The following is a 21,055-nucleotide window of genomic DNA, read 5'->3' as shown; positions in this document are numbered from 1 at the left end:
CTGCTGCTCCGCCTGCAACACCGATACCGATTGCTGAACCGATGCCGGCGAGTGCTGCTGCCAGTGCTGCCCCGAACAGTGCGAGTGAGCGTCCTAAATGTTCCATAATGATTTACACGTTCCTTTCACGATAAAGTTATGCTCTGACGTTCACATATTCCTGTGAAAGCGTCAACGGGGTAAACGGTTCTCCGCCTCCCGTGTAAAACTTGCCGAAAAACTCTACATACTGAAGCCTTAACGGGTGAACGAATGACCCCAGAATGTTTATTGCTATGCTGAAGATGTGCCCGCCGATTATGACGGTTACAGCAATCAGCCACCCGACATACGGAATATCCGCCGCCAGTCCTCCGAGAAGGTTGATGACCATTCCGATAACTGCCGAGCCGAAACCTAACGCCAGAAGTCTGCTGTAGCTGAGAATGTCTCCCAGATACGACGTTGAACCGTACAGCGCAAGAAAACCGTTGATTATCTTCTTGAACCAGTTGGGCTCACCCTTGCCGGCGTAGATGAAGATTATCACAGCTCCGAGTACCGCCATTGCCCCGCCGACCTGTATGAAGTGAGGGGGAAGCATTCCGCCGAGCCCCACGCCGTACAGGCACAGGCCCACAATCAGCAGGAACCATGATATGTCGTTCCCGAGCGCGTCGATGAACTCTCCGTGCCTCAGCTTGTCGTAAGCCGCGATTAACAGTCCGAACATCAGGTGAATAACTCCCAGCAATAACGAGATGCCGAGAACCTGCATCGGGTTGGTCATCGGGTCAACGAGCATCAATGCATTCTTCATGGGAATCAGAGGAGGAAGGAAGCTGTCGATGAAGTTCCCGAAGAACGAGCCGGAGATTACGCCGTAAATGAACGTCGACACCGAGCAGAACAGGAACAGCTTGATGAAATCCTTAACGCCCGGAGCTATCTTCTTATACTTCTTGAAGACCCAGAGAATCGTCCCGAACACGACGAGTGCATACCCTGCATCGCCCAAGCACATTCCGAAGAAAATCCAGAAGAACGGTGCAAGCAGCGGTGTCGGGTCTATTCCTCTGTACTTCGGCGAGGAATAAAGCTCCGTGAGAATGTTGAACGGCCTGACAGTGTTGCCGTTGTTGAGCAGTGAAGGAGGTTCTTCGTCGGGCGCGGGGTTGGAGTACGTGAGCTCTATGTCCGTGCCGATTGCCTCAATGCTCTGGCGCAGTGCGTCGGCCTTCTCTGTCGGAATCCAGAAACGCGTCAGCATCGTGCATTCCGTCTCGTCGCTGTTCGCCATGCCGTTATAGCGCGCTGAAAGGCTGTTGTAGTAGTCGGAGAGCTTCTGTACTGTGGGTACATGTTCCTGTGCAAGAGCCGACATCTTCCGGCCAAGTTCTGCTTCCTTCGCCTCAAGCTCGATAACTGCTACGGTGAACTTCTCCTTCTCCTCGTCAGCTGTTCCCGTGAAGACAGCAGGAACTTCGACGAGCGCGAGCCCGTTCTTTGCGCAGACCTCGCGGATCTCTGCCTCAACCGCACGCGAGAAGATAACAGCCGCGTAGACATCGGTTGCTTTCTCGCCGACGGGAGCAATCACGATCTCGGAGTCGTCCTTGAACTTCGAGAGGTCTCCGAGTGCCGCCTTGAACCCGCTTATGTTTGCGGCCTTCAGAGTGCCGATTAGGCCGGTAACAGTGCGCGTTCCTTCGGTAATCACAGACAGGGGATAGGGGAAGAACGACAGCTCAGAGAGAAGCGCAGCGTTCATTCTGGCTTCGGAGAGCTTCTGCCTTGTGTCTCCTGTCTCACGTTCGACGGCGCGGACGGAATCGCACACCGCCTTCAAGTCCGTCTGAGCAGCCAGCTCCTCGAGGTCAGCCATCGTAACGTCAGGCCTCTCGCCCAGCATCCTGTCAAGTGCAGGGACAGGGTCAACATAGTGCGGGGTGAGCGTTCTGGTCAGATAACGTACGTCAGAGAGCTTTTCGTCGTTCTTCGCAATCAGTGCCTCGATGTCAGCGGGAGGGGTAAAACTCTCTTCTGAGGTGCTGATAATCTGACATGCACCAGATTCCTGAAGTACAGCGGCGATTTGTTCATGAACGGACTTGTGATAATACAGTTCTGCCTTCTTAAGCCTGGCTACTCCCATATCTCTTCATCACCTCTTCCGTTATGAATGAAGCAGCTGCAGGTATCTTGCCTTTCTGCTTGTCGTAGAATGCCTTAGCGTCGGCTTCGCGCTTTGACAAAAGTGCTTGGGCTTTGGCTTCGGCTGCCTCTTCTGCCCTGCGAATCTTGTCCCTGAACTGACGGGCTGCGTTCTGCCTGGCTTCCTTGAGGGAATTTTCAGCGTCCGCGCTCGCACGGTTCAGCTTCTTGGCCGCGTCTTCTTTGGCTTTCTGCACAGCATTAGCCGCCGCCGTTTCCGCAGCTCTGATCTCGGCTATAGTAGGGTTATCCGCCATAGTATGCTCACCTCCTGCCTTTGATGAGTGATATTGAGTTGTATGTATATGGGTTGAACTGGATAATTATACAAAAATTTCATGGTCATTCAACCGCGAAACAGGCGGACTATTGATAGAGGCTGAGCACCGACTGCGGGAGCTGGTTTGCCTGCGCGAGCATCGACGTGCCGGACTGGTTGAGAATCTGATAGCGTATGAAGTCCGTCATTGTTGAGGCCATGTCAGCGTCGCGTATCCTGCTTTCTGCTGAGGTCAGGTTTGCGCTTGAGATTGTGAGGTTCGAGACGGTGTGCTCGAGGGCGTTCTGGTATGCGCCGATTTTCGCGCGCTGGGCTGAAAGTCTGCTGATTGCACGGTCGATGAGGCCTATCGAGCGTGAGGCTGTCTCTCGTGTGAGGACGTTGACGCGTGAGAGGTTGAGGGCATCGCAGGAGGAATCTCCGAGCTGGATCATGAAGTCTTCTCCGCTGTTTGCGCCGGTCTGGAAGATTGTGCCGTTGTTCTTGAGGTGCAGCATGGCGGTGTAAACGTCCCTTCCGGCGGTGATGAAGCGTTTTGTGGTCTCGTCCCAGTTTGAGCGGAGGCCAGCCATCATGTCGACCTGAATATCAATCTCAGGAGGAATGAGGCTGACGAACTCGCTGCCTGAGGTCTTGACGTTGGAGGCTACGACTTGGCCGGAATGTGCATCGAAGACGTTTGCGGTGAGGGTGTTCTCGGAGGACTCCTGAATGGTGTTGAGGCCGAGAGCGTTGAGGAGGTCCTGGTCGCCGGAGAAGTAGAGTTCGCCGTCTTTGCCGGGTATGGCGGAACGGACAAAAAGCATAGGTGTGGTCTGATACCCTACAAGTTCTTTCTCGCCGGTCTCTATAGGATTTCCGTTACCGTCGAGGACAAGCGTGCCATCTGCTTCACGCACATAACCTCTTGTGTACACAGGCGACCCATTGCCGGAGATGTTCTCTATTGTGCAGAACTTCGTCTGTGTGTCCGCGTACCTAGCTTGTCCCAAAGTTCCAGCTATGGCATCATTAATTTTTGCGGCCACTTCGCTCATAGTGTCTGTGGAATAGAGCGTTATTTCCGCAGTTTTGCCGTTTCCCTGAGTTATCGTGAGAGTCTGACTGCCTGCTGAGAGGAGAGATTCACCGATACTGCTCCCCGTCAAGCCTCGTCTCGCTGGAGACTGTGTGATGAAGTCCACGAACGTAGTTTCCTCAATGACCGTTTTGCGAATCTCGACTTCTTTAGAGATTGTTACCTTTTCTTCGGTTTCTTCCTCAATTGTTACCTCATATTGTCTGGTGATTGTTCGCGTCTCATAGCCTGCCGGTGCAGGAGGGTCAGGAACATCTATGTTTTGAGTGTCATCATAGTCTGTGTATGTCCCGGTATATCCGACACCTGCGCCTATGTCTTGTCCTCCATCTCTCCCTTGTGCAACTATTGAACCGCCGGAAACAAGTCCAGACGCAATTTTTATCGTGCCTGCTCCAGAGTATGCACCTCCGCCTATACCTGCGCCGCCCCACTCGCCGCCGGTCGCTGTTACTTGGCCGCCGCCTATTATTACCGTAGCACTGGCTTCATCCCCAATATAATAACTGCTGCCTATACCTGCTGACCACCAGCCGCCTTCAGCAGTTACTTGGCCGCCATAAATTTCTATTGTCCCTGCATCTCTGCCAGAGCCGCCGCCAATACCTGCTCCATAATCACCGCCTGTAGCATGAATAGTTCCGCCTCTTATGATGACATTGCCGCCTGCACTCTCAGGAGGATCGAAAAATGCACTGCAGCATCCTCCAATACCAGATGCATGAGGTCCTCCAACAGCTCTCAATTCGCCTTCAAGGGCTCCATCAACGGCAGAAGAATTTATAATCAGCGTTGAGCCTTGAGGTGCTTCAAGCCCTGCCCTGTGTTCGCCGCTCTGAAGAATATTTGTTCCGACAAGATACATGTTGACTGTGGCATCATCCATGAGAAAAGCAGCACAAGGGAGATAATACCCCTTTGGAGTAAATTCGTAGGTGTATTCGGTATTTATGTTCACGTTTTCAAGATACACGTCCGCCGTTACTCCTGGCTCTACAACAACGTGATTTGTTGTCGCTTCTCCTGTGCCAGTGATCCTGTACCTGCCGTCGCCCGTTATGTTCAGCCTGCCTGTGGACGAGTCGTAGTTCCAGCCCTTGCCGGAAGTTGCGCCGGTTGAATCTTGGCCGGTGTTGATGTTAATCTCGAGTACCTCTGCTTCTTCAGGATCGCCTCCTGCAGGAAGAATGGGCACAATGATTTCTTCTTCCTCATTAACGATCTCTGTCCTAGTAGTTATCGTTGTCCTCGTAAATGTTACCTCAATTGTTTCTGTAACAGTTCTCTCAACCGATGAGGCCGATAAGAAGGGGCTGCTCTTCTGCACCTGCGCCTGCCCCGGTTCAGCCGTAACCTCAATCCTGAAATTCCCCTCGTGATTGACTTTCTGCCCGAACTCGTCCACAGTAACAAGCCCGCCGTTAATCCGCGCCTTAACGTTCAAATCACTCGACGACCACAACGCCCCCGAGCTCCCGTCAAGTATCCTCTTCTTGTTGAACTGCGTCTGATCCGCTATACGGTCAATCTGCCCCTTCAGCTCGTCAATCTCAAGCTGCAGGTACTGCCTGTCCTGCGAGGTCAGAGAGTCATTGCAGGCCTGTATAGACAGCTCCCGCATCCTCTGTAGCATCGCGTTCGTCTGGCCAAGTGCACCCTCCGCAACCTGAAGCAGATTCGCTCCGTCCTGCACGTTCCTTGCCGCAACTTCCAGACCAGAAACCTGCACCTTCATCCGCTCAGCTATCGCAAACCCCGCCGCATCATCAGCAGACGAATTTATACGCAGTCCCGTAGACAGCGCATTAATCGCGTTCTGAAGTGATGTGTTCGTGGCGTTGAGTGAATTGAAAGCGTTTAACGCAGGAAGATTATTGTTGATTCTCATGATACCGCCTCCATGACATGAGGAGCATCAACGCAGCATCAATTGCTGAAAGTTGAGCCCCCCCCCCCCATTAGTATATTCTACGTATGCTGTCATCGTTAGTGAGTCTCCTGAAAAGTTGATAGAAATCTGATGTAATATTCGGACTCTCGGTCTTAAGCCTTTACATAATTTCTGCGAGATGTGTGGTATATAATCACTTCATTCCAGAGCAAACAGGAGGCACAGAAATTTTGAGCCGCGAGAAAATTCAGCGCATAATCGATAAACGCAAACCGTTCGCACAGACAATCACCGAAGCACAGTCCAGCCTCGCAAAAATAGTGAGGAGCTTCCGTGAACTCAGAGGCTTATGCAGAAACACACTCACTGATGAGACGCTCGCCGGTGAGCGCAAGGCCGTAGAGGAGATTTTCTCGTCCTTCGACATGGCAAGGGCAGAAGAACTCTCCCACCACCTCGAGAACATCCGCAAACGTCTTTCACGCGACACCCTGAACATCGCAGTTATCGGCCGTGCACGTCAGGGCAAGAGCAGGCTTCTGCGGACAATCACCGGCCTGACTGATTACGAGATTCCCGACTACGACGGCCCGGCTTATACGGGAGTCAGGAGCGACATCGTCAATGACCCCGAAGTACCCGAAGGTGATGCGTATGCTTACATCGACTTCATGAGCGAGGATGACTTCATGGATAACGTTGTGTGCCGTTACTTCCGCGAGCTTAAGGAGAGGCTTCCGGGCATAGAGATTCCTGCGACGCTTGAGGACTTCGAGGCAGAACCATTGCCTGACAAAGAACAGTTCCCGTACTCAGACAGACGCAGAACAGGAATATACATTGACGAACTGCAGAAGCTCAAGGACAACCTCCACAGATACCGCAGGCTTCTTGCGGGCAGACGCTCGAAACAGATTCCGCGCGACAAAATACGTTCGTATGTCGTTCAGTACGATGTCGAGAATGTTGACGGCAGGGAAGAGCGCAGACCGTTATATGCACACTTGGCCGCAGAGAAGGTAGAGATTCACTGCAGGTTCGAGAACACCGAAGCGGCTTCACTGAGGCTCATAGATTTGCCGGGACTCGGAGACACAAGAATCGGCGACGCAGAACGGATGATTCAGGCACTCTCGGATCAGGTTGATCTTGTGCTGTTCGTAACAATGCCGAGCGAGAAAGGGACGGACGTTTTCGAGGAAGATATAGACCTATACAGCAAGGCAAGTTCTGCGCTGGGCGAGAAGCTGCCGATAGAACGCTGGGCTTTCTGGGTCATCAACCATAAAGAGGAAGGCGACAACAGCAAACAGTGCGGTATATTCGAGGAAGCGTTACGGAAGAAACATGTTGATGTGGCCAAGATAATCACCGTGAACTGCATCAAGCCCGACGAAGTTACGGAACTGCTGATTGACCCTGCGCTGGACTTCCTTGAAGCCAACATCGAGCGCAACGACAGGGAATACGCCGCCAGCCTTCAGGAGATGATGAACGAGACCATAGCAAGTTTCCGTGATGTCCTTACGCGGGCCGGACAGGTCTTCTCCTCAGAAAACAACTTCGAGAAGGACAGCGAATTATTCGACACGCTGTTTGATGCGCTTTTCGATGACCTTATCGACGGCCTCGCAGGAAGCGTTGAACCCGACTCAGTTCTTGGCCGGAGGAAGAACGAACCCTGCACCGAGCTTATGGATCAGTTCAACAGGATACTTGAGGCTGAAGAGGAAGCCGCCGACAACGGAACGCTCTCGGGCATCACTCCCGAAGTCGTCAGGCGGGTAATGCGCAAAGCCGGTTCTCCCGATTCAGCATACGCCAACCTTATGCACCAGCTCAGGACAGACCTCAGCGCGAAGATGCAGCAGGAACTTGATGCAACACTTGAACGCGTAGTTCTCCTGCCGATGAAGGAGGAGCTGTGCCGAGTGCTCGCCGAAAACGGGAAACTTGGCCTGCACTTCAAGGCAGGAGGAGCGGGCATTCTGCGTGAGATAACAGACTTCATAGAGGACGGCAGGGCTGACATGATGCGCTCAATACTAGACGGCCTAAAGAAGTTAGACGACGCGTCAATAAGCTGCCAGAACAGAATACAGCCGTTAATCCGCGAGGCACTGAACATCCTTGACCCTATGGAGGAAGAATCACGGAGCAGGAGGGCAATACTCACGAGCGCGGACGGAATTTATACATCGTTAGTCGAGATATACAGCGACACTCTTGCGGCACTCAGAGAGAGCCTCGATAACGAGGAGATTTACTCAGAGCCCAACGAGTTTGCGTTTGCGGTTGCAGATAACTTTGTGGATGACCTTGTGCGCAGGAACGCAGACATTTCGGCGCAGGGAGGCGTGAAGATTGATACGCAGTGGCGGGCACTGTACAGGTACATACGCGCGGACATCTGGCGTGATGACTTCGGCAACGCTCAGGCGAAACGCGAGGCCTTCGCGAAAATCAGAGGCCCGATAACATCTATGCTGTCCCTCTGCGGAAGCGTGAACCTCAGCTTCTCTAGGGAGTAACGCAATGAAGATTGATATACCGTTAATAGGCCCGGACGGCTCGGGAAAATCATCGTTTGCTGCCTGCATGTACAAAGCGATAGCCTCAGAGATGCCGGGATATTTCAGGCTTCAGGATGCGGAGGACTTCAAGGAGACGGACAGGATTTACAGCGGGCTTGAGGAGACAGCATCAGGGAACAGAACGCATTTCACGGTGAGTTTCGCGGAGTCGGAGCAGTGGAATTACCAGATGCTGATGAACGGCGGAATAACCTTCAGCTTTCAGGAGAACCCCGACAACACGGAAGGCGCAAGAATATTCGTCGCTGTAATAGATGCCCCGCTGATGATGAACGGGCAGGCTGAGGACGCAGGAGTCAGCGAAGCCGCAGAAATCTTCACGGAATCACTCGAAGCCTCGAAGGGGAATCGCGTTCTCCTTGTTGTCCCTGTGAAGTGCGAACGTTACACCCGCGCGGATTACCCATCACTTCTCGCTGAGACGGCATCACAGTTCAGGAGCACGGTGGAACTCTGCCGGACGAAGTGCAGAGGACGTGCGGGCATCGCAGTAATCCCCGTTCACACGATGGGCGGCGCGGCGTTTGACGACTTCATCATAGAGGACGGGGCAATAACGGGTGAAAAATTCCGGCGGGACAGAAACATACGCTTCAAGCCCGAATGCTCGGAGCAGGTGCTGAAGTTCGCGGTGAGCTTTCTGCTTCATGAAGGCGTCTTCAAGGGTGAGGCCAAGACCACAGCCCTTAAAGTTGCTGGTGGTGCAGGTCTCGATGATGAACGTTTCAGCGTGCTTTGCGGGCGCGAGCTCTTTGACCCTTCCCCCGCCAAGAAGAGAGTTTCCCTCTGGAAGGCCGCCGCCGTTATTGCCGGGCTGCTTGTTGTTGCGGGTGCGGGGTATTACTTCATGAGGCGGGACGCTCAGGCCGTCATCGCGGAGAACACACGCCAGACAGAAGAGGCAGTGAGCCGTGCAGAAGCCGGCATCTCGGAGGCACAGGAGGCGGAACATGCGGCACTGCGCGAGCGCGACGAAGCACTTGCTGATGCACAGTCCCAGAAGTCCAACAGGGAACAGGCCGAGAGCCGTGCGGAACGTGCTGAGAAGCTGGCTGAACTCTACAAGCAGCAGACCGAAGCCCTACAGAAGGAGCTTGACCGCGTAAAGGGAGAACTTGACCGCATGAGGAACAGAAACTTGTGGCAGAGGATACGCAACAAATGAAGGAGGAGTGTTCACGATGAATGAACTGTGCTTTACCGTTCTCGGGCCGTCGGGGTGCGGGAAAACTACACTGCTCGCCTGCATGAATGAATACTTCGGGCGCGTGATGCCGTCAGCTTTCCAGAATGATAAAGAGTTCGGCAATCTCAGCAACGCTTATTCAGCCCTTAGGGAGGACGCAGAGGACAACGGGCGCGAGATAATCTTTGACGGCGGAGTGAAGGGCACTGACGAGGAGCACGAGTATCCCTTCACGATAAAGGGAAGCCGCAGGGACATACCTCTGAGGTTCTTTGACTTTCCCGGCGAATGGCTGAAACCTGATGACCGCAACTTCAGCTACGTTGCTGAGACAGTACGGCGTTCGTCGGTGGTTATTGCGGTGATAAATTCGCCGTTCCTGATGCACTACAAGGGCAAGTACAGGGACAGCGCGGGCATAAACGACATGGAATACGTCATAGCGGACAGCCTTGCGCAGGACGGACGGGACAAGCTGATTCTTCTCGTGCCTGTGAAGTGTGAAAAGTACCTTGCGGACGAATCCGAAGCTGCTTCATTGCTCGATGCGGTGAAGGCAGCTTTTGCGGACACAATCAGCCTTGCGGGGAGTGCATCGCCGTATTACGGTCATCTTGCGCTGGCGGTTCTGCCTGTAAGCACGATGGGCAACGTACACCTGAGCCGCTTCACTGTGAGAGGAGGAGAGCCTGTGCTGTATTTCCGCCGCATAACTGGCAGGAACTTCATGCCGTCGGACACGGATCAGCCTCTGCGTTACGCGATGAGCTTCCTGCTGGAACAGTACACAAAATCACGTTCGGGAGTCTCTGCGGCGTTCGACTGGGTGTTCGGGAACGGCAATCTCGACAAGATCGCTGAACAGATTCGCGCCGGAATACGCACGGACATTCGCGGAATGGAGATACTTGCTGGGCGCGAGCTTCTCGGCCTGCCGGAAGATGAGGATGACTAACGATGTTCATGTTCCTGACTCGGACTAAGACCGCCGACTACAGGCTGAGGGAACGTAACGGCGAGGACTCTGGGGCTGAGGGCTTCACCGGCATTCTCCGCGAGGCTGGGATAACCGGCACGGAGAAGCCATGTGCTGTGCTGAAGGGCAAGATAGTTGTTGCGGCAGGAATGACGACGGGCAGGAAGGACGTTCACGGCCGACAGATAAGATTCTCGTTCAGCTTTGAGGGCGATGAAGCAGGAAGAGTCTTCCTTCATCTCGTGAAGTGCTGGGCTAAGGCTGAAGAGGTCTTGCGCACGTGCCTTGATTCTGACGAGGACAGCGCGGCCTTTGATGCGGAGAAGTTCACCGTGTGGCTGAAGGATTACGCGTGTGAAGAATCTCTGCCCGGACGCTTGGTGAAGTGGGAGGAGGCTTCGGGTGATGTTGTTACGTTCGCAGTCCCGGCCAAGACCAGGAACAGAAAGCCGGTGATTGCAGCTGTACTTGCGGTTCTCGCGGCAGCTGCGTTCTTCATGGTTGAGGGCAATGATGCAGACGACGGGAAGAAGCTCCGCACCGAAGCAGTACGCGCTGAACTAACGGAGGCTGTCTCAGAACTTGGCCTGCTGTCCGGCGACTTGCACATAAAGTTCTTGGAGGCAGAGGGTGAGTATCAGGATGCTTTCGGCGAAATCGAAGCTCTCTCCGGCGGCGACATGACGAGCTCGGACGTTAAGCGGCTCGCTGAACTTGTGCCCGTCAGAGACAGCGCAAAGCAGAGACTCGTGAAGCTCTCGGAAGATATTAACGCTCTGGATGATGTACTTGCTCTGCTGATAAGTGCCTCAGAGGACGCGGAGGCCAGCCCCGACAAAGCTCAATCGCTCATAACCGGCGCAAAAGGCAGGATTTCCCGCCTCAGCCGCAAAGAGTAATATAATTCTCTCATCACAACACAAAGAAGGTATCTCGTAACAATGTCTCTCGCTTCTGCTTTCTCCAAAATATGGCACGAATCTGCAGCAGCTTTCGCGGGTTCAGGCTACGTAATCTTCACCATCGAAGCTAACGTCGTGTGCATTATCGTTCTGGCGATACTCTTCAACCGTCAGCAGAACTCCTCCGACCAGACAGAAACAGGCCTGCTGTGGAGCAAAATACTATTCGTGCAGATACTCTACTGTCTGACGTGGGTCTTCAGGGTCATGGCTGATGCCGAAGTCTTTCCCGGCACAAACATCGCGCAGTACGTCATCACCTCGATTAACATCGGACTTCTGGGCTATATGTGCTGGATGATCTTCATCTACATGGAATACGCGCAGAACTCCGGCCTTCTCTCCTCCATGCGGAACAGAATAATCGCCGCACTTCCTTTCGCGCTCAATGTAATCATGCTGGGTGTCTCGCTGGGCAGGGCGTTCTTGCGGGATATAGCGGGAGCTGAGGTTCATCCCGGCCTGCTGTTCCCGTCGGTTCTGCCGGTAACTCTGGTGTACCCTGCCGCCTCTGTGGTGTCGTCCTTCCTCCGCAGAAGCAAGATGTCCCGTTACGAGCGCGAGACCCTCCCTGCTGTTGCCCTGTACCCGGCTGTTCTGGCGGCCTGCATACTCCTTCAGGCTCTGAACTGGCGGATGCCCTTCCTGTGCTACGTTATAATCATCTCTGACCTGATAATGCACCTGCTTCACGCCGACAGCCTGATACTCGTTGACCCACTCACCAAGATACCCAACAGGAATGGCCTTATGCGCTCACTGACCGAGCGTCTCGGCGGAGAAGCTCCCGAGAACATTCACGTGTTCGCGGTGGACATTGAGGACATGGGGATGATTAATTCATCGTACGGACGGATAGAGGGAGACAAAGTACTTGTTCTGACCGCCGAAGCCCTGAAAAAATTTCGTGATGAGGAGCATCCGTGCTATGTCGCGAGGTACTACGGCGACGAGTTCATCATCACTGCGGACATTCAAGACGACGAGGAGCGTGATTTGTTCGTCGAGCACATCCGCAACTACGTGAGCAACGCCGCAATCTCTCACAGGCTGCGTTATCACCTCAGGGTAGGCGTGGGCTGGGCAAGGTACGAGCACTTCAGCAGGACGGAGACGATCTCCGGGCTTATCGAGGAGGCTGACAGGTCATTGACGGAGAACAGGGAGCAGAGGAGATTTCAGCACATGTGGCACGGAAGCAGAGGGTGATGCGAAGGGAAAAAGCGGCTGTCGGAGAGGAGTCCTTCAGCCGCCGGGTTGTTACTGTTACTTCTTCATGAGTTCCGCACCGACGCGCCAAGCCTGTGCGAACTGCTGGCCGACGGTGTAATACGTGTTCCTGAACTGGTCGAACATTACGGCATTGAGCTTCCCTGCGTCGACCTTGCCCTTCTCGTCGAGAACTTCCTCAGCAGCGAGGACATTAACGATAGTCCCGACGACTCTCATCTCACCGAAGCACTCTCTTACTTCCTCAAGCCTGCACTCCATCGTGAGCGGAAACTCCTGAATCACAGGTGCGTCGACATGAGCACTCTTCACTGCAGTAAGTCCCGTGCGTGCGAACTTGTCGGCCATTACGTTGCCGCTGGCTGTGCCGAGAAAGTCGGCTTCCTTGATGTGCGCCGCGTCCGCAAGTGCGACAGTGAACGCTTTCTTGGCCTGAATGTTCTTGAGGGTCTTGCGATCAGGAGCGAGGTTGAGGGCGATCTTGTCCATCCCGCAGATGCCGCCCCAAGCTACGTTCATCACGTCGACTGTGCCGTCTTCACCGTAGGTCGCGACCATGAGGACGGGCATCGGGAACACTGCAGGTACTGAACCTAAATCTTTGAGCATGTTGGTATGTCTCCTTTTTGTGTGATGATTCCATTATCGCAAACTTGTCAAGCTCTCATTGATAAGCATGATAATAAGTAATATTACGGTAAAAAAAAAAAACATTGTCTAATTTATCATTGCTCTATCTCAATTTTATGAGGAGTGATAGTTATGAATGTTGCCGCACTTATTTTCGCGCTGGCCGGATCTGCTCTCAGCATTTTTCAGCCCGTTCTGCCCTTCCTTTTCCAGAAGCTGAGCGTATTCGATGTCCTTAGTTCGGGGATTAATGACCCCTCTATAACTAACATGTGTGCCGTTGCACTGGGTGTTGCTTTAATCGGAGCAGTATCCGGGATGTGTGCTTTTTTCAGGAACGGAATATCTGTTCTTGGTCTTGGAGGATGTGCTGCATTCTACGGCTTTGTTATCGCCAATGTGCTCTCAGAGACGAATGCTCAGCCGGGATTAGGAATAGTCGTTAATGCTATCGGTTTTTCCTGGCAGAACACGCTGCTATTGTGGGCAGGATGTTACCTTATCGCGGCTGTCCTAGCGTGGCTCGACATCTTCAGCGAGGAGTTTCGCAGGAAGTGGAAGCACGCAGAATAACCCGCGCGCAAACAATAATCCCCCCGCCGTATTTCAGACAGGGGGATAAATTTTTCTTCCTGCTAGTTTACAGGTCTGCGCCGAACTTCACGTCCTCATAATCGTCGCTGTTCGTGAGGAGAAGGACTACCGTATCAGGATGCCCTGCCGCCTTGATCTTCGCGCGGTCAAAGCGCATCAGTTTCTGCCCCTTCCTGACCTTGTCGCCTTCCTTGACGAAGTCCTCGAACCCGTCGCCCTTCATCTCTACCGTGTCAACTCCGACGTGAATCAGAACTTCCATGTCATTTGCGCCGCTGATGCCGATAGCGTGCTTGCTCTCCGCAACTGAAGCGATCTCGCCGTCGATAGGAGCATAGACGTACTCATCATCAGGCTGGATTCCGACACCCTGTCCGAGCGTCCCTGTCGCAAATGTCGGGTCAGGAATCTCGGTGTAAGGGATAACCTTTCCGGCCGTGCACTGCGCGATCTCTCCGGCTGAGGAGCTGATTACCGTCCCGAACTCTACTGTCTTCTCAGGCTCTGCCGCAGGTGCGGGTGCTGCCTCTGCAGGCTCTTCCTCTTTCCACATCATCCACGCAAACACGAAAGCTATACCGCCGGAAAGCGCGAGAAGTATCGTGTACTGGAGGGGCTGGGCAATCGTAAGGTAGCCGGGAATTCCCGTAACGCCGTATGCCTTCGCGCCGATGCCCGTGAATGCTCCGAAGAATGCTCCGACTGTTCCGCCGATCATTCCTGCAATGAGGGGCTTGAAGAAGCGCAGGTTGATACCGAAGATAGCAGGCTCAGTGATGCCCAGTGCCGCCGATATTGACGAAGGAACTGCAACAACCTTCGTGCGGGCATTGCGTGCCTTGAAGCCGATTGCCAAGCACGCGCCGAACTGTGCGAAGTTCGCGGCCGAAGCTATGGGCATCCATGTGTTCAAGCCGCCAGCTGCCAACATACCGGCTTCTATGACGTTGTACATGTGGTGAAGTCCCATGACGACCGTCCAAGGATAGATAGCTCCCATTACAGCAGAGCCTACCGGGTTCTTCACGAGTATCTGTGCTCCGGCCAAGACCCACGTCTCAAGCTGTGAGAATATCGGGCCGATTACCGTGAAGGTGATGAACGTCGTAAGAAGAACTGTCGTGAAAGGCACGACGAACAGGTCGATCATCTCAGGAGTAACCTTGTGAAGCCACTTCTCGATTGTGCACATAAGCCACACTGCGATGATTACGGGGATGACGTGTCCCTGATAACCTACCTTCTGAACCGTAACGATGAAGTTGAAGATGTTGAAGTTCCATGCGGGGATTGACTCGAGCGAACCGACCACCCACGCGTTCACGAGGTTGGCGTGAATCATGGCGAGACCGATGACTGCGCCCAAGAAGGTATTTCCGCCGAAGACACGAGCCGCAGAGATTGCGACGATGACGGGCAGGTACGCAAACGCTGTGTTGGCGACCATGTCGAGGAAGTCATACCACGAAGTTGACGCAAACTCGGGATAGACTTTGCCCATTGCCTCGACGAATCCCATCATGAGGCCTGACGCAACGATTGCCGGCAGAATCGGCACGAACACGTCTCCTATTGGCTTGAGCATCCTCTTCCAGATGGGCTGTCCTGCGGCGGCGGCAGCTTTCACGTCGTCCTTCGTGGCTTCGGTCATTCCCGTAACGCTAAGGAACTCCGCGTAGACCTTGTTGACTGTGCCCGTCCCGATGATGAGCTGAAGCTGTCCGTTGCTCTCGAACATTCCCTTCACGCCGTCTATGTTCTCGAGAGCCTTCTTGTCGACCTTGCCGTTGTCCTTGATGACCAGCCTCAGTCTCGTTGCGCAGTGCGCTGCCTGGACGATGTTCTCTCGCCCGCCGATGTGCGACACTATTTCTTCCGCACACTTCCTGTAATCCAGTGCCATAATATGACCTCCTGAAAGTTAGATTAACTGCAAATTTGCAAACGCCTTCGCAAGGCCGTCCTCGCTCACTGACGCGCAGACCATATCAGAGAGTTCCTTCAGCTTTTCCGAGCCGTTCGCCATACAGACGCTGAAGCCTACTGTCTGTATCATCTCAAGATCATTCATGCTGTCCCCGAAGCCCACTGTATCAGAGATAGGGACACCAAATTTCTCGGCAATCATCCTCACCCCAAGCCCCTTGTTGAAGGCTTTGTTGATGATTTCGCCGTTTATGCAGTGAGAGTCAGAGCCGCCTACCCTGACCTCCTGAACCACAATGTTGAAGTCCTGCCCGAGAGCTTCACGGCACGCATCGAGCTGCTCCATCCTGTTGCACATGATGACAACCTTGTAGATGGGAGAGCCGTCGTATTGGCTCATGGGCTTTATGCCGAGATTCTCGGAGAGAGCCTTGCGCCAGCGTTCAAGCTCGCTGTTGCCTTCGCCCTGCCCCTTGAGGAAGTCGCCTAGATTCTCGTCTCCCCACGAGCCGCCTTCAGCTTCTATCGTGCAGAAGACGCCGCTGTCGTGAAGGGTTCTCAGGGCAATGTCCCTCTGCTCGTCCGTCATAGGGTGGTCGTAGATGACGTTGTCGTACTTCTCGCCGATGACGACATAGCCTCCTGCGCACGAGATGAACCCGTCGAACTGGAAGCGGAGAAGAGGCCGGAGCATGTCGGGATTGCGGCCGGTGCAGAGAAAAACTTTATTCCCTTTGGCGCGAGCTTTCTCGATGGCTTCGACTGCGCTCTGAGGGGGAGTGTTTTCGCCCGGCGCGGTCAGTGTGCCGTCAATATCCAGAAATATCAGCTTCAAGATAGTATCCTCCTTGCAAGTCTTTAGGGTCTGAGCTGAAAAATGGTCTGATGTGTGTGAATAGGAAAATTATATTCGCGATTATTTGCAATTTCAATCGGTCAAAGCTACACTGTCAAAAATTCTGTTCACAAATCATCACGGAGGCTCAGACTATTAATGCCCACTAAACATCAGGTAGACATGCTTCACGGCCCGCTTCTCAGCAAGATACTAATCTTCGCCCTTCCCCTCGCGGCGAGCATGATGCTCCAGCAGCTCTTCAACTCCGCAGACGTTGCCGTCGTCGGACGCTTCGACAGCCCTCAGGCAATGGCCGCAGTCGGCAGCAACGGAGCAGCCATCAACCTCATGGTCAACCTCTTCGTCGGCCTCTCGATCGGCGCGAACGTCATCGTCGCACGCTGCATCGGCAGGAACGACAGAGCGGGCATTCATGACGCAGTCCACACCTCGATAGCACTCGCACTTATCGGCGGAGCAGTCCTCGTCGTCTGGGGGCTCACGATGGCACGCACAATCCTTACCCTCATGAACACTCCTGCAGACATCATCGAGCTTGCTGTCGTGTACTTCAGAATATACTTTCTGGGAGCACCGTTCATCATGCTCTACAACTTCGGCTCTGCGGTTCTCAGAAGCAAGGGAGACAGCCGCCGTCCTCTGGTCTCTCTTGCCGCAGGAGGAGTCATCAACGTAATCTTGAACGTAATCTTTGTGGTGGGCTTGAGGATGAGCGTCGCGGGCGTGGCTATCGCTACAGTGCTGTCCAACGTCGTGAGCTCATTGATGATCATGCGCTGGCTTATGCAGGAGGAAGCTCCCTTCACCTTCCGGCCAAGTGCATTGAAGCTGAGCAGGACGCACGCCGCAGAAATCTTGAAGGTAGGTCTTCCCGCCGGAGTTCAGGGCTCGCTGTTCTCGATCTCGAACGTGTGCATTCAGACGGCCATAAACGGCATCGGCTCTTACGCATCAGCAGGGAGTGCCGCCGCCCTCAACTTCGACTTTCTGGTGTACTACATTGTTGCGGCATTCACGCAGGCGGCAGTAACCTTCACGTCCCAGAACTTCGGCGCGGGCAACTACAAGCGGTGCGACAAGGTCTTCGCCTCAACCATGCTCGCGGGAACGGGCTTCACCGGCCTTGCGTGCGTTGTGTGCTGGCTGTGGTGCAGGCCGTTGCTGAGCGTCTACACAACGAGCGCGGAGGTTCTGCATTACGCGGAAATAAGGATGATTCACGTGGTGTGCTTCCTGTGGATGACGAACTTCTACGAGATTTCGGGGGGATGCCTGCGCGGAATGGGACACTCTACCCTGCCGTCGGTTATGGTGCTGATGGGGTGCTGCGTCCTGCGGATAGTGTGGGTGTACACGGTCTTCACGTACTACAGCAGCTTCACGGCCTTGATGAACGTTTACCCGCTGTCGTGGTTCATAACGAGCGTAGGGACTCTCGCGGCGTACTTCCTCATTCGTCGGAAGGTGTTCGCGTGAGCCCCCGTACAGCTCACTTCTTCGTCAGGGCGTGGTACAGCCGGAACAGCCCTCTCACTATCCCGTCCTCGCTGATGTCCTCAGCGAACCCGTACGCCTCCAGCACCGCCGCGTCATTCTCCCTGTGCGCTCTGCGGAGCTCCAGCGGCATGAAGGCATCATTGTAGAGTTCCGCCAGCGACGAGTCAGGGTACAGTGCCCGCGCATCAAGAATTGCCTGTGCAGAAGCCTCTATGCGCTTCCTCTGTGCTTCCGTCGGGCTTGGCCAGGCAAATGTGTTGTACACGATGTTCTTCGAGTAGCTGTAATCACTCTTCAGCCTTCCGCCTACTCTCCGCATCCACGCCATATGCACGCGACTCATCAGGACTCCGAAGTGGTACAGCGTAGCGTCAGGGATAATATGTAGCTTATCTCCTGGTATCACAGAATCATCAAGCCAGCCCATCGGGATATAGAGTCTTTTCTCCGATGACACTACCGGGATTGCCACATAGTGCGCTGGATTCATCTGCTCGCGGAACAGGTGCGGAGTATCTGCCAGTTTCTGGCGGTCTGGTGCACCCTTGAGCCTGTCTGCCTTGCAGGCCTTCACCCTCTTTGCAACAAGAGGCATACTCTGAATCTCGTGCGGACTTGCCCCGACGAGCCACAAACAATATCGCGGAATATTGTTGATGAAGTCTCGCCCCATCATATAGCGTTTGATATACCTAGCGGCGTTCGGCTCTCTCTTGATGAACTCCGCGTAATCCTCACCCTCGATGATGAGATTTCCGCCATCGCCCGCCCTGTTGCCTGTCGTCATCGGCGGCACATCGTCGCAGATCGCCGTCTCCATGCTGTCCACAACATCCTCATCCGGCCCGTCGGCAAGATAAAAGTTTATGTTCTCCACGAGCTTCATTCCGTCAGCGGTGTATAGCTTCTTCAATTCTGGCGGGTTTGTGCTGAAACCTATAATCACGACATGTACGCGAGCCATCTTTGAGGGATCAGGAAGCTCATTCTTCCACACGAATGGCTGATACGCAAACTCTATCTTTATCCCCCATCTCTCGCTTATGGGCTTGAAGACATATGCGGCCTGCTCTCCCTGAATGATTGAGTTCGTCGCTACGAAGGCGGCTTTGGTTTTCTTGTCCTGCACGTAGCTTGCGGCAATCATGAACCAGCACGCAACGTAATCTACTTTTCCTTGTCCGAAGGCATCGCGGACTTCCTGCTTCTGTCCGTTATTCTGCTGGGAGTAGCCGACAAACGGAGGATTTCCCATGATGTAGAGCATATCGTCATGAGGAATCTTCCAGCCCGGCAGCTTCCAGCCTAAATTCTCGAGCGTCGCCATTGCTGAGCCTTCCTTGATGTTGTCATACTCTTTCAGCGGAAGGGGCGAGTCGTGAGTGTTCATTACGGCTTGGGTTTCCTTCCACATCTGGTGGTCGCTTATCCACAGGGCGGTACGCGCGACGTTGGCGGCGAAAGGATGGGACTCTATGCCGTAGAACTGTGTGATGGAGACTTTCACTGGCGGCCTTTCTCCCTCAGGAATTGCGGCAAGTAACTTGTTCTCCAGCCTTCGCAGTGAGATGAAGGACTCAGTAAGGAAGTTTCCTGAACCGCACGCCGGGTCTAAGAATCTCAGCGCGGCCAGCTTCTCCTGAAACGCTGATAATTCTTTCGTCCGCCATTCCGAGTACGGCTCTGACAGTATGCCCGCGAGTGTTTGTGTGAGTTCGTCGAGAAACAGCGGGTCTATGACCTTGTGTATGTTTGCGGGTGATGTGTAGTGAATGCCCTCATGCTTGCGCGTTTCGTTGTTGAGCGTTGACTCGAAGATTGCGCCAAAGATTACGGGGGATATTCCGGCCCAGTTGAAGCCTTCGGACATGTCATGAAGGATTATGTTCAGCACTTCATCATTGAGCTGCGGAAAATTGACTTCTCCCTCGAACAGCCCGCCGTCGACGAGTGGGAATGCCATAAGCTCACTGCTGATGAATGGATCTCTGCGTTCGGGCTTCTGGTTGAGGACAGTGAACAGCTCCCTGATTACTTCGCGTGCCCTTATTCTACGGGGCGCGAGGTAGTTGCGGAATTGCCCCTTCGTGAACAGCCCGGCATCCTCAGCATAAAGAATGAACACGAGCCTTACGCAGAAGACGTTGATGCCGTCAGCAGCTTTCTCGAAAAGTGCTTTGCGCTGTTCGTCAGTATAGTTGCGTTCGTCGGCTAATTTGTCCACTGCTTCGACTGTTGAGGCCAGCAGTGAATCATAAAGTTTCCTGATGAGCTCTCCGGCCTTGATTGAGACTCTTACTTCGAGCGGCAGAGTTTCTCCCGGTGTGAGCAGGAATGAGAGCTCGTCGGCTGTTGCTTCCGGGACTGGTATAACTTGCGGCGATGCTGTGGGCTCTTCCATGTCGTGGACGTGGATCTCGTCGAAGTCGCACGTAACTATGTAGCGTCCTCTCTGCGAGAACGGAAGCCAGTCATAATAATTTTTCGCCTGAACAAACGCGGCCTCAAGGTCTTTGCCGGGCGATTTCTGCTCGATGATTGTTCCTGTTGACGGTATGAACGCATCGATGAACTTTATGTGCTCCATCTCGACGCGTTTCTCGAAGTCCACATATTCTTCAGGGTTTGCGATTCCGAACACGTCGCGTATGAGCGTGAGCCAGAATTTTTGCGTGTCGCTTTTCTCGTTTATGCACATGGTCAGCCTCCGAGTGGGATTATTGTGGGCATTCTATCATGTGTGAAAGATTTTTTGCTGGGTACTTGCGTTTTTCAGGAAAGCGCGTATAATTCTCTCTTGTCGTTGCGAGATACAGCGGCGATGAGTTAAAAGGTTAATTGACAAGTGAATACAGCGTATAAATTTCGAGCGAAGTACTAAATAGCTAAGACACTCACAGATTTAACTGAGAGTTTGATCCTGGCTCAGGATAAACGCTGGCGGCGTGCGTAACACATGCAAGTTGTGCGGTGAAGTTGGAAAGTGGAGACACCGGAAGACTTCATAGCAGCGGACGGGTGAGTAATATATGAGAAGCTGTCCATCAGCGGGGGACAACGTCTGGAAACGGACGCTAATACCCCATAGGCCGAGAGGTTAAAGCCGAGAGGTGCTTGAGGGGGTGCTCGTGTCCTATCAGCTGGCTGGTGAGGTAACGG

General features: G+C 53.7%; 14 protein-coding genes and 1 rRNA gene. 8 read left to right on the top strand and 7 right to left on the bottom strand.

The genetic code is table 11. The annotated features are described in order from the left end of the window. Nucleotides 1-136: 136 nt before the first annotated feature. The 3 genes from IJT02_04880 to IJT02_04870 form a co-directional block, all read right to left on the bottom strand. Nucleotides 137-2,134 carry a V-type ATP synthase subunit I gene (locus IJT02_04880; protein ID MBQ7544261.1) on the bottom strand — a complete coding sequence of 666 codons (1,998 nt, stop codon included), beginning with the start codon at nt 2,132-2,134 and terminating at the stop codon, nt 137-139. Further along, nucleotides 2,115-2,450 carry a hypothetical protein gene (locus IJT02_04875; protein MBQ7544260.1) on the bottom strand — a complete coding sequence of 112 codons (336 nt, stop codon included), beginning with the start codon at nt 2,448-2,450 and terminating at the stop codon, nt 2,115-2,117. The genes IJT02_04880 and IJT02_04875 overlap by 20 nt, the downstream gene beginning before the upstream one ends. A 109-nt stretch (nt 2,451-2,559) precedes the next feature. Further along, entirely contained in the window at nt 2,560-5,439 is a 2,880-nt protein-coding gene (locus tag IJT02_04870) for a hypothetical protein (GenBank protein ID MBQ7544259.1), read from the bottom strand. 233 nt (nt 5,440-5,672) lie between these two features. On the opposite strand from IJT02_04870, the gene IJT02_04865 reads away from it, so the two are divergent. The 5 genes from IJT02_04865 to IJT02_04845 are packed head-to-tail and all read left to right on the top strand — an operon-like array spanning nt 5,673 to nt 12,369. Further along, nucleotides 5,673-7,973, top strand: a complete 2,301-nt coding sequence (locus IJT02_04865) for a GTPase domain-containing protein (protein ID MBQ7544258.1) — start codon at nt 5,673-5,675, stop codon at nt 7,971-7,973. Between the two features lie 4 nt (nt 7,974-7,977). Beyond that, entirely contained in the window at nt 7,978-9,201 is a 1,224-nt protein-coding gene (locus IJT02_04860; GenBank protein MBQ7544257.1) for a hypothetical protein, read from the top strand. Between the two features lie 16 nt (nt 9,202-9,217). Next, complete coding sequence (locus IJT02_04855) at nt 9,218-10,177, top strand: hypothetical protein (GenBank protein ID MBQ7544256.1); 960 nt, start codon at nt 9,218-9,220, stop codon at nt 10,175-10,177. 2 nt (nt 10,178-10,179) lie between these two features. After that, nucleotides 10,180-11,097 carry a hypothetical protein gene (locus IJT02_04850; protein MBQ7544255.1) on the top strand — a complete coding sequence of 306 codons (918 nt, stop codon included), beginning with the start codon at nt 10,180-10,182 and terminating at the stop codon, nt 11,095-11,097. Between the two features lie 42 nt (nt 11,098-11,139). After that, a complete protein-coding gene (locus tag IJT02_04845; protein ID MBQ7544254.1) occupies nt 11,140-12,369 on the top strand; it encodes a GGDEF domain-containing protein in 1,230 nt (409 codons plus the stop codon). Between the two features lie 57 nt (nt 12,370-12,426). On the opposite strand, the gene IJT02_04840 is transcribed toward IJT02_04845, so the two are convergent. Next, a complete protein-coding gene (locus IJT02_04840) occupies nt 12,427-12,999 on the bottom strand; it encodes a flavin reductase family protein (protein ID MBQ7544253.1) in 573 nt (190 codons plus the stop codon). Nucleotides 13,000-13,152: 153 nt separating this feature from the next. On the opposite strand from IJT02_04840, the gene IJT02_04835 reads away from it, so the two are divergent. Then, nucleotides 13,153-13,593 carry a hypothetical protein gene (locus tag IJT02_04835; protein ID MBQ7544252.1) on the top strand — a complete coding sequence of 147 codons (441 nt, stop codon included), beginning with the start codon at nt 13,153-13,155 and terminating at the stop codon, nt 13,591-13,593. A gap of 67 nt (nt 13,594-13,660) precedes the next feature. On the opposite strand, the gene IJT02_04830 is transcribed toward IJT02_04835, so the two are convergent. Both IJT02_04830 and IJT02_04825 read right to left on the bottom strand, forming a co-directional pair. Then, nucleotides 13,661-15,517, bottom strand: coding sequence for a PTS glucose transporter subunit IIA (locus IJT02_04830; protein ID MBQ7544251.1), 1,857 nt, complete (start codon nt 15,515-15,517; stop codon nt 13,661-13,663). 18 nt (nt 15,518-15,535) lie between these two features. Beyond that, complete coding sequence (locus IJT02_04825; GenBank protein MBQ7544250.1) at nt 15,536-16,375, bottom strand: Cof-type HAD-IIB family hydrolase; 840 nt, start codon at nt 16,373-16,375, stop codon at nt 15,536-15,538. Nucleotides 16,376-16,534: 159 nt separating this feature from the next. Here IJT02_04825 and IJT02_04820 point away from each other — a divergent pair, with 159 nt between their 5' ends. Further along, nucleotides 16,535-17,875 carry an MATE family efflux transporter gene (locus IJT02_04820; protein ID MBQ7544249.1) on the top strand — a complete coding sequence of 447 codons (1,341 nt, stop codon included), beginning with the start codon at nt 16,535-16,537 and terminating at the stop codon, nt 17,873-17,875. A gap of 13 nt (nt 17,876-17,888) precedes the next feature. Here IJT02_04820 and IJT02_04815 read toward each other — a convergent pair whose 3' ends face one another. Next, nucleotides 17,889-20,594, bottom strand: coding sequence for a class I SAM-dependent DNA methyltransferase (locus IJT02_04815; protein ID MBQ7544248.1), 2,706 nt, complete (start codon nt 20,592-20,594; stop codon nt 17,889-17,891). 204 nt (nt 20,595-20,798) lie between these two features. Between IJT02_04815 and IJT02_04810 the strand changes: the two genes are divergently transcribed. Continuing rightward, nucleotides 20,799-21,055, top strand: a 16S ribosomal RNA gene (locus IJT02_04810); the annotation flags it as partial.

It is taken from the genome of Synergistaceae bacterium (assembly GCA_017450125.1).
In the GTDB taxonomy this organism is placed as follows: Bacteria; Synergistota; Synergistia; order Synergistales; family Aminobacteriaceae; genus JAFUXM01.
Note: the sequence above shows the minus strand (reverse complement) of the source record. Positions and strands in the feature narration are given on the sequence as shown.

Coding starts and splice junctions, on each gene's coding strand:
- IJT02_04845 (MBQ7544254.1), top strand. CDS start 11,140: ATGTCTCTCGCTTCTGCTTTCTCCAAAATATGGCACGAATCTGCAGCA.
- IJT02_04820 (MBQ7544249.1), top strand. CDS start 16,535: ATGCCCACTAAACATCAGGTAGACATGCTTCACGGCCCGCTTCTCAGC.
- IJT02_04875 (MBQ7544260.1), bottom strand. CDS start 2,450: ATGGCGGATAACCCTACTATAGCCGAGATCAGAGCTGCGGAAACGGCG.
- IJT02_04840 (MBQ7544253.1), bottom strand. CDS start 12,999: ATGCTCAAAGATTTAGGTTCAGTACCTGCAGTGTTCCCGATGCCCGTC.
- IJT02_04880 (MBQ7544261.1), bottom strand. CDS start 2,134: ATGGGAGTAGCCAGGCTTAAGAAGGCAGAACTGTATTATCACAAGTCC.
- IJT02_04830 (MBQ7544251.1), bottom strand. CDS start 15,517: ATGGCACTGGATTACAGGAAGTGTGCGGAAGAAATAGTGTCGCACATC.
- IJT02_04850 (MBQ7544255.1), top strand. CDS start 10,180: ATGTTCATGTTCCTGACTCGGACTAAGACCGCCGACTACAGGCTGAGG.
- IJT02_04855 (MBQ7544256.1), top strand. CDS start 9,218: ATGAATGAACTGTGCTTTACCGTTCTCGGGCCGTCGGGGTGCGGGAAA.
- IJT02_04835 (MBQ7544252.1), top strand. CDS start 13,153: ATGAATGTTGCCGCACTTATTTTCGCGCTGGCCGGATCTGCTCTCAGC.
- IJT02_04870 (MBQ7544259.1), bottom strand. CDS start 5,439: ATGAGAATCAACAATAATCTTCCTGCGTTAAACGCTTTCAATTCACTC.
- IJT02_04860 (MBQ7544257.1), top strand. CDS start 7,978: ATGAAGATTGATATACCGTTAATAGGCCCGGACGGCTCGGGAAAATCA.
- IJT02_04815 (MBQ7544248.1), bottom strand. CDS start 20,594: ATGTGCATAAACGAGAAAAGCGACACGCAAAAATTCTGGCTCACGCTC.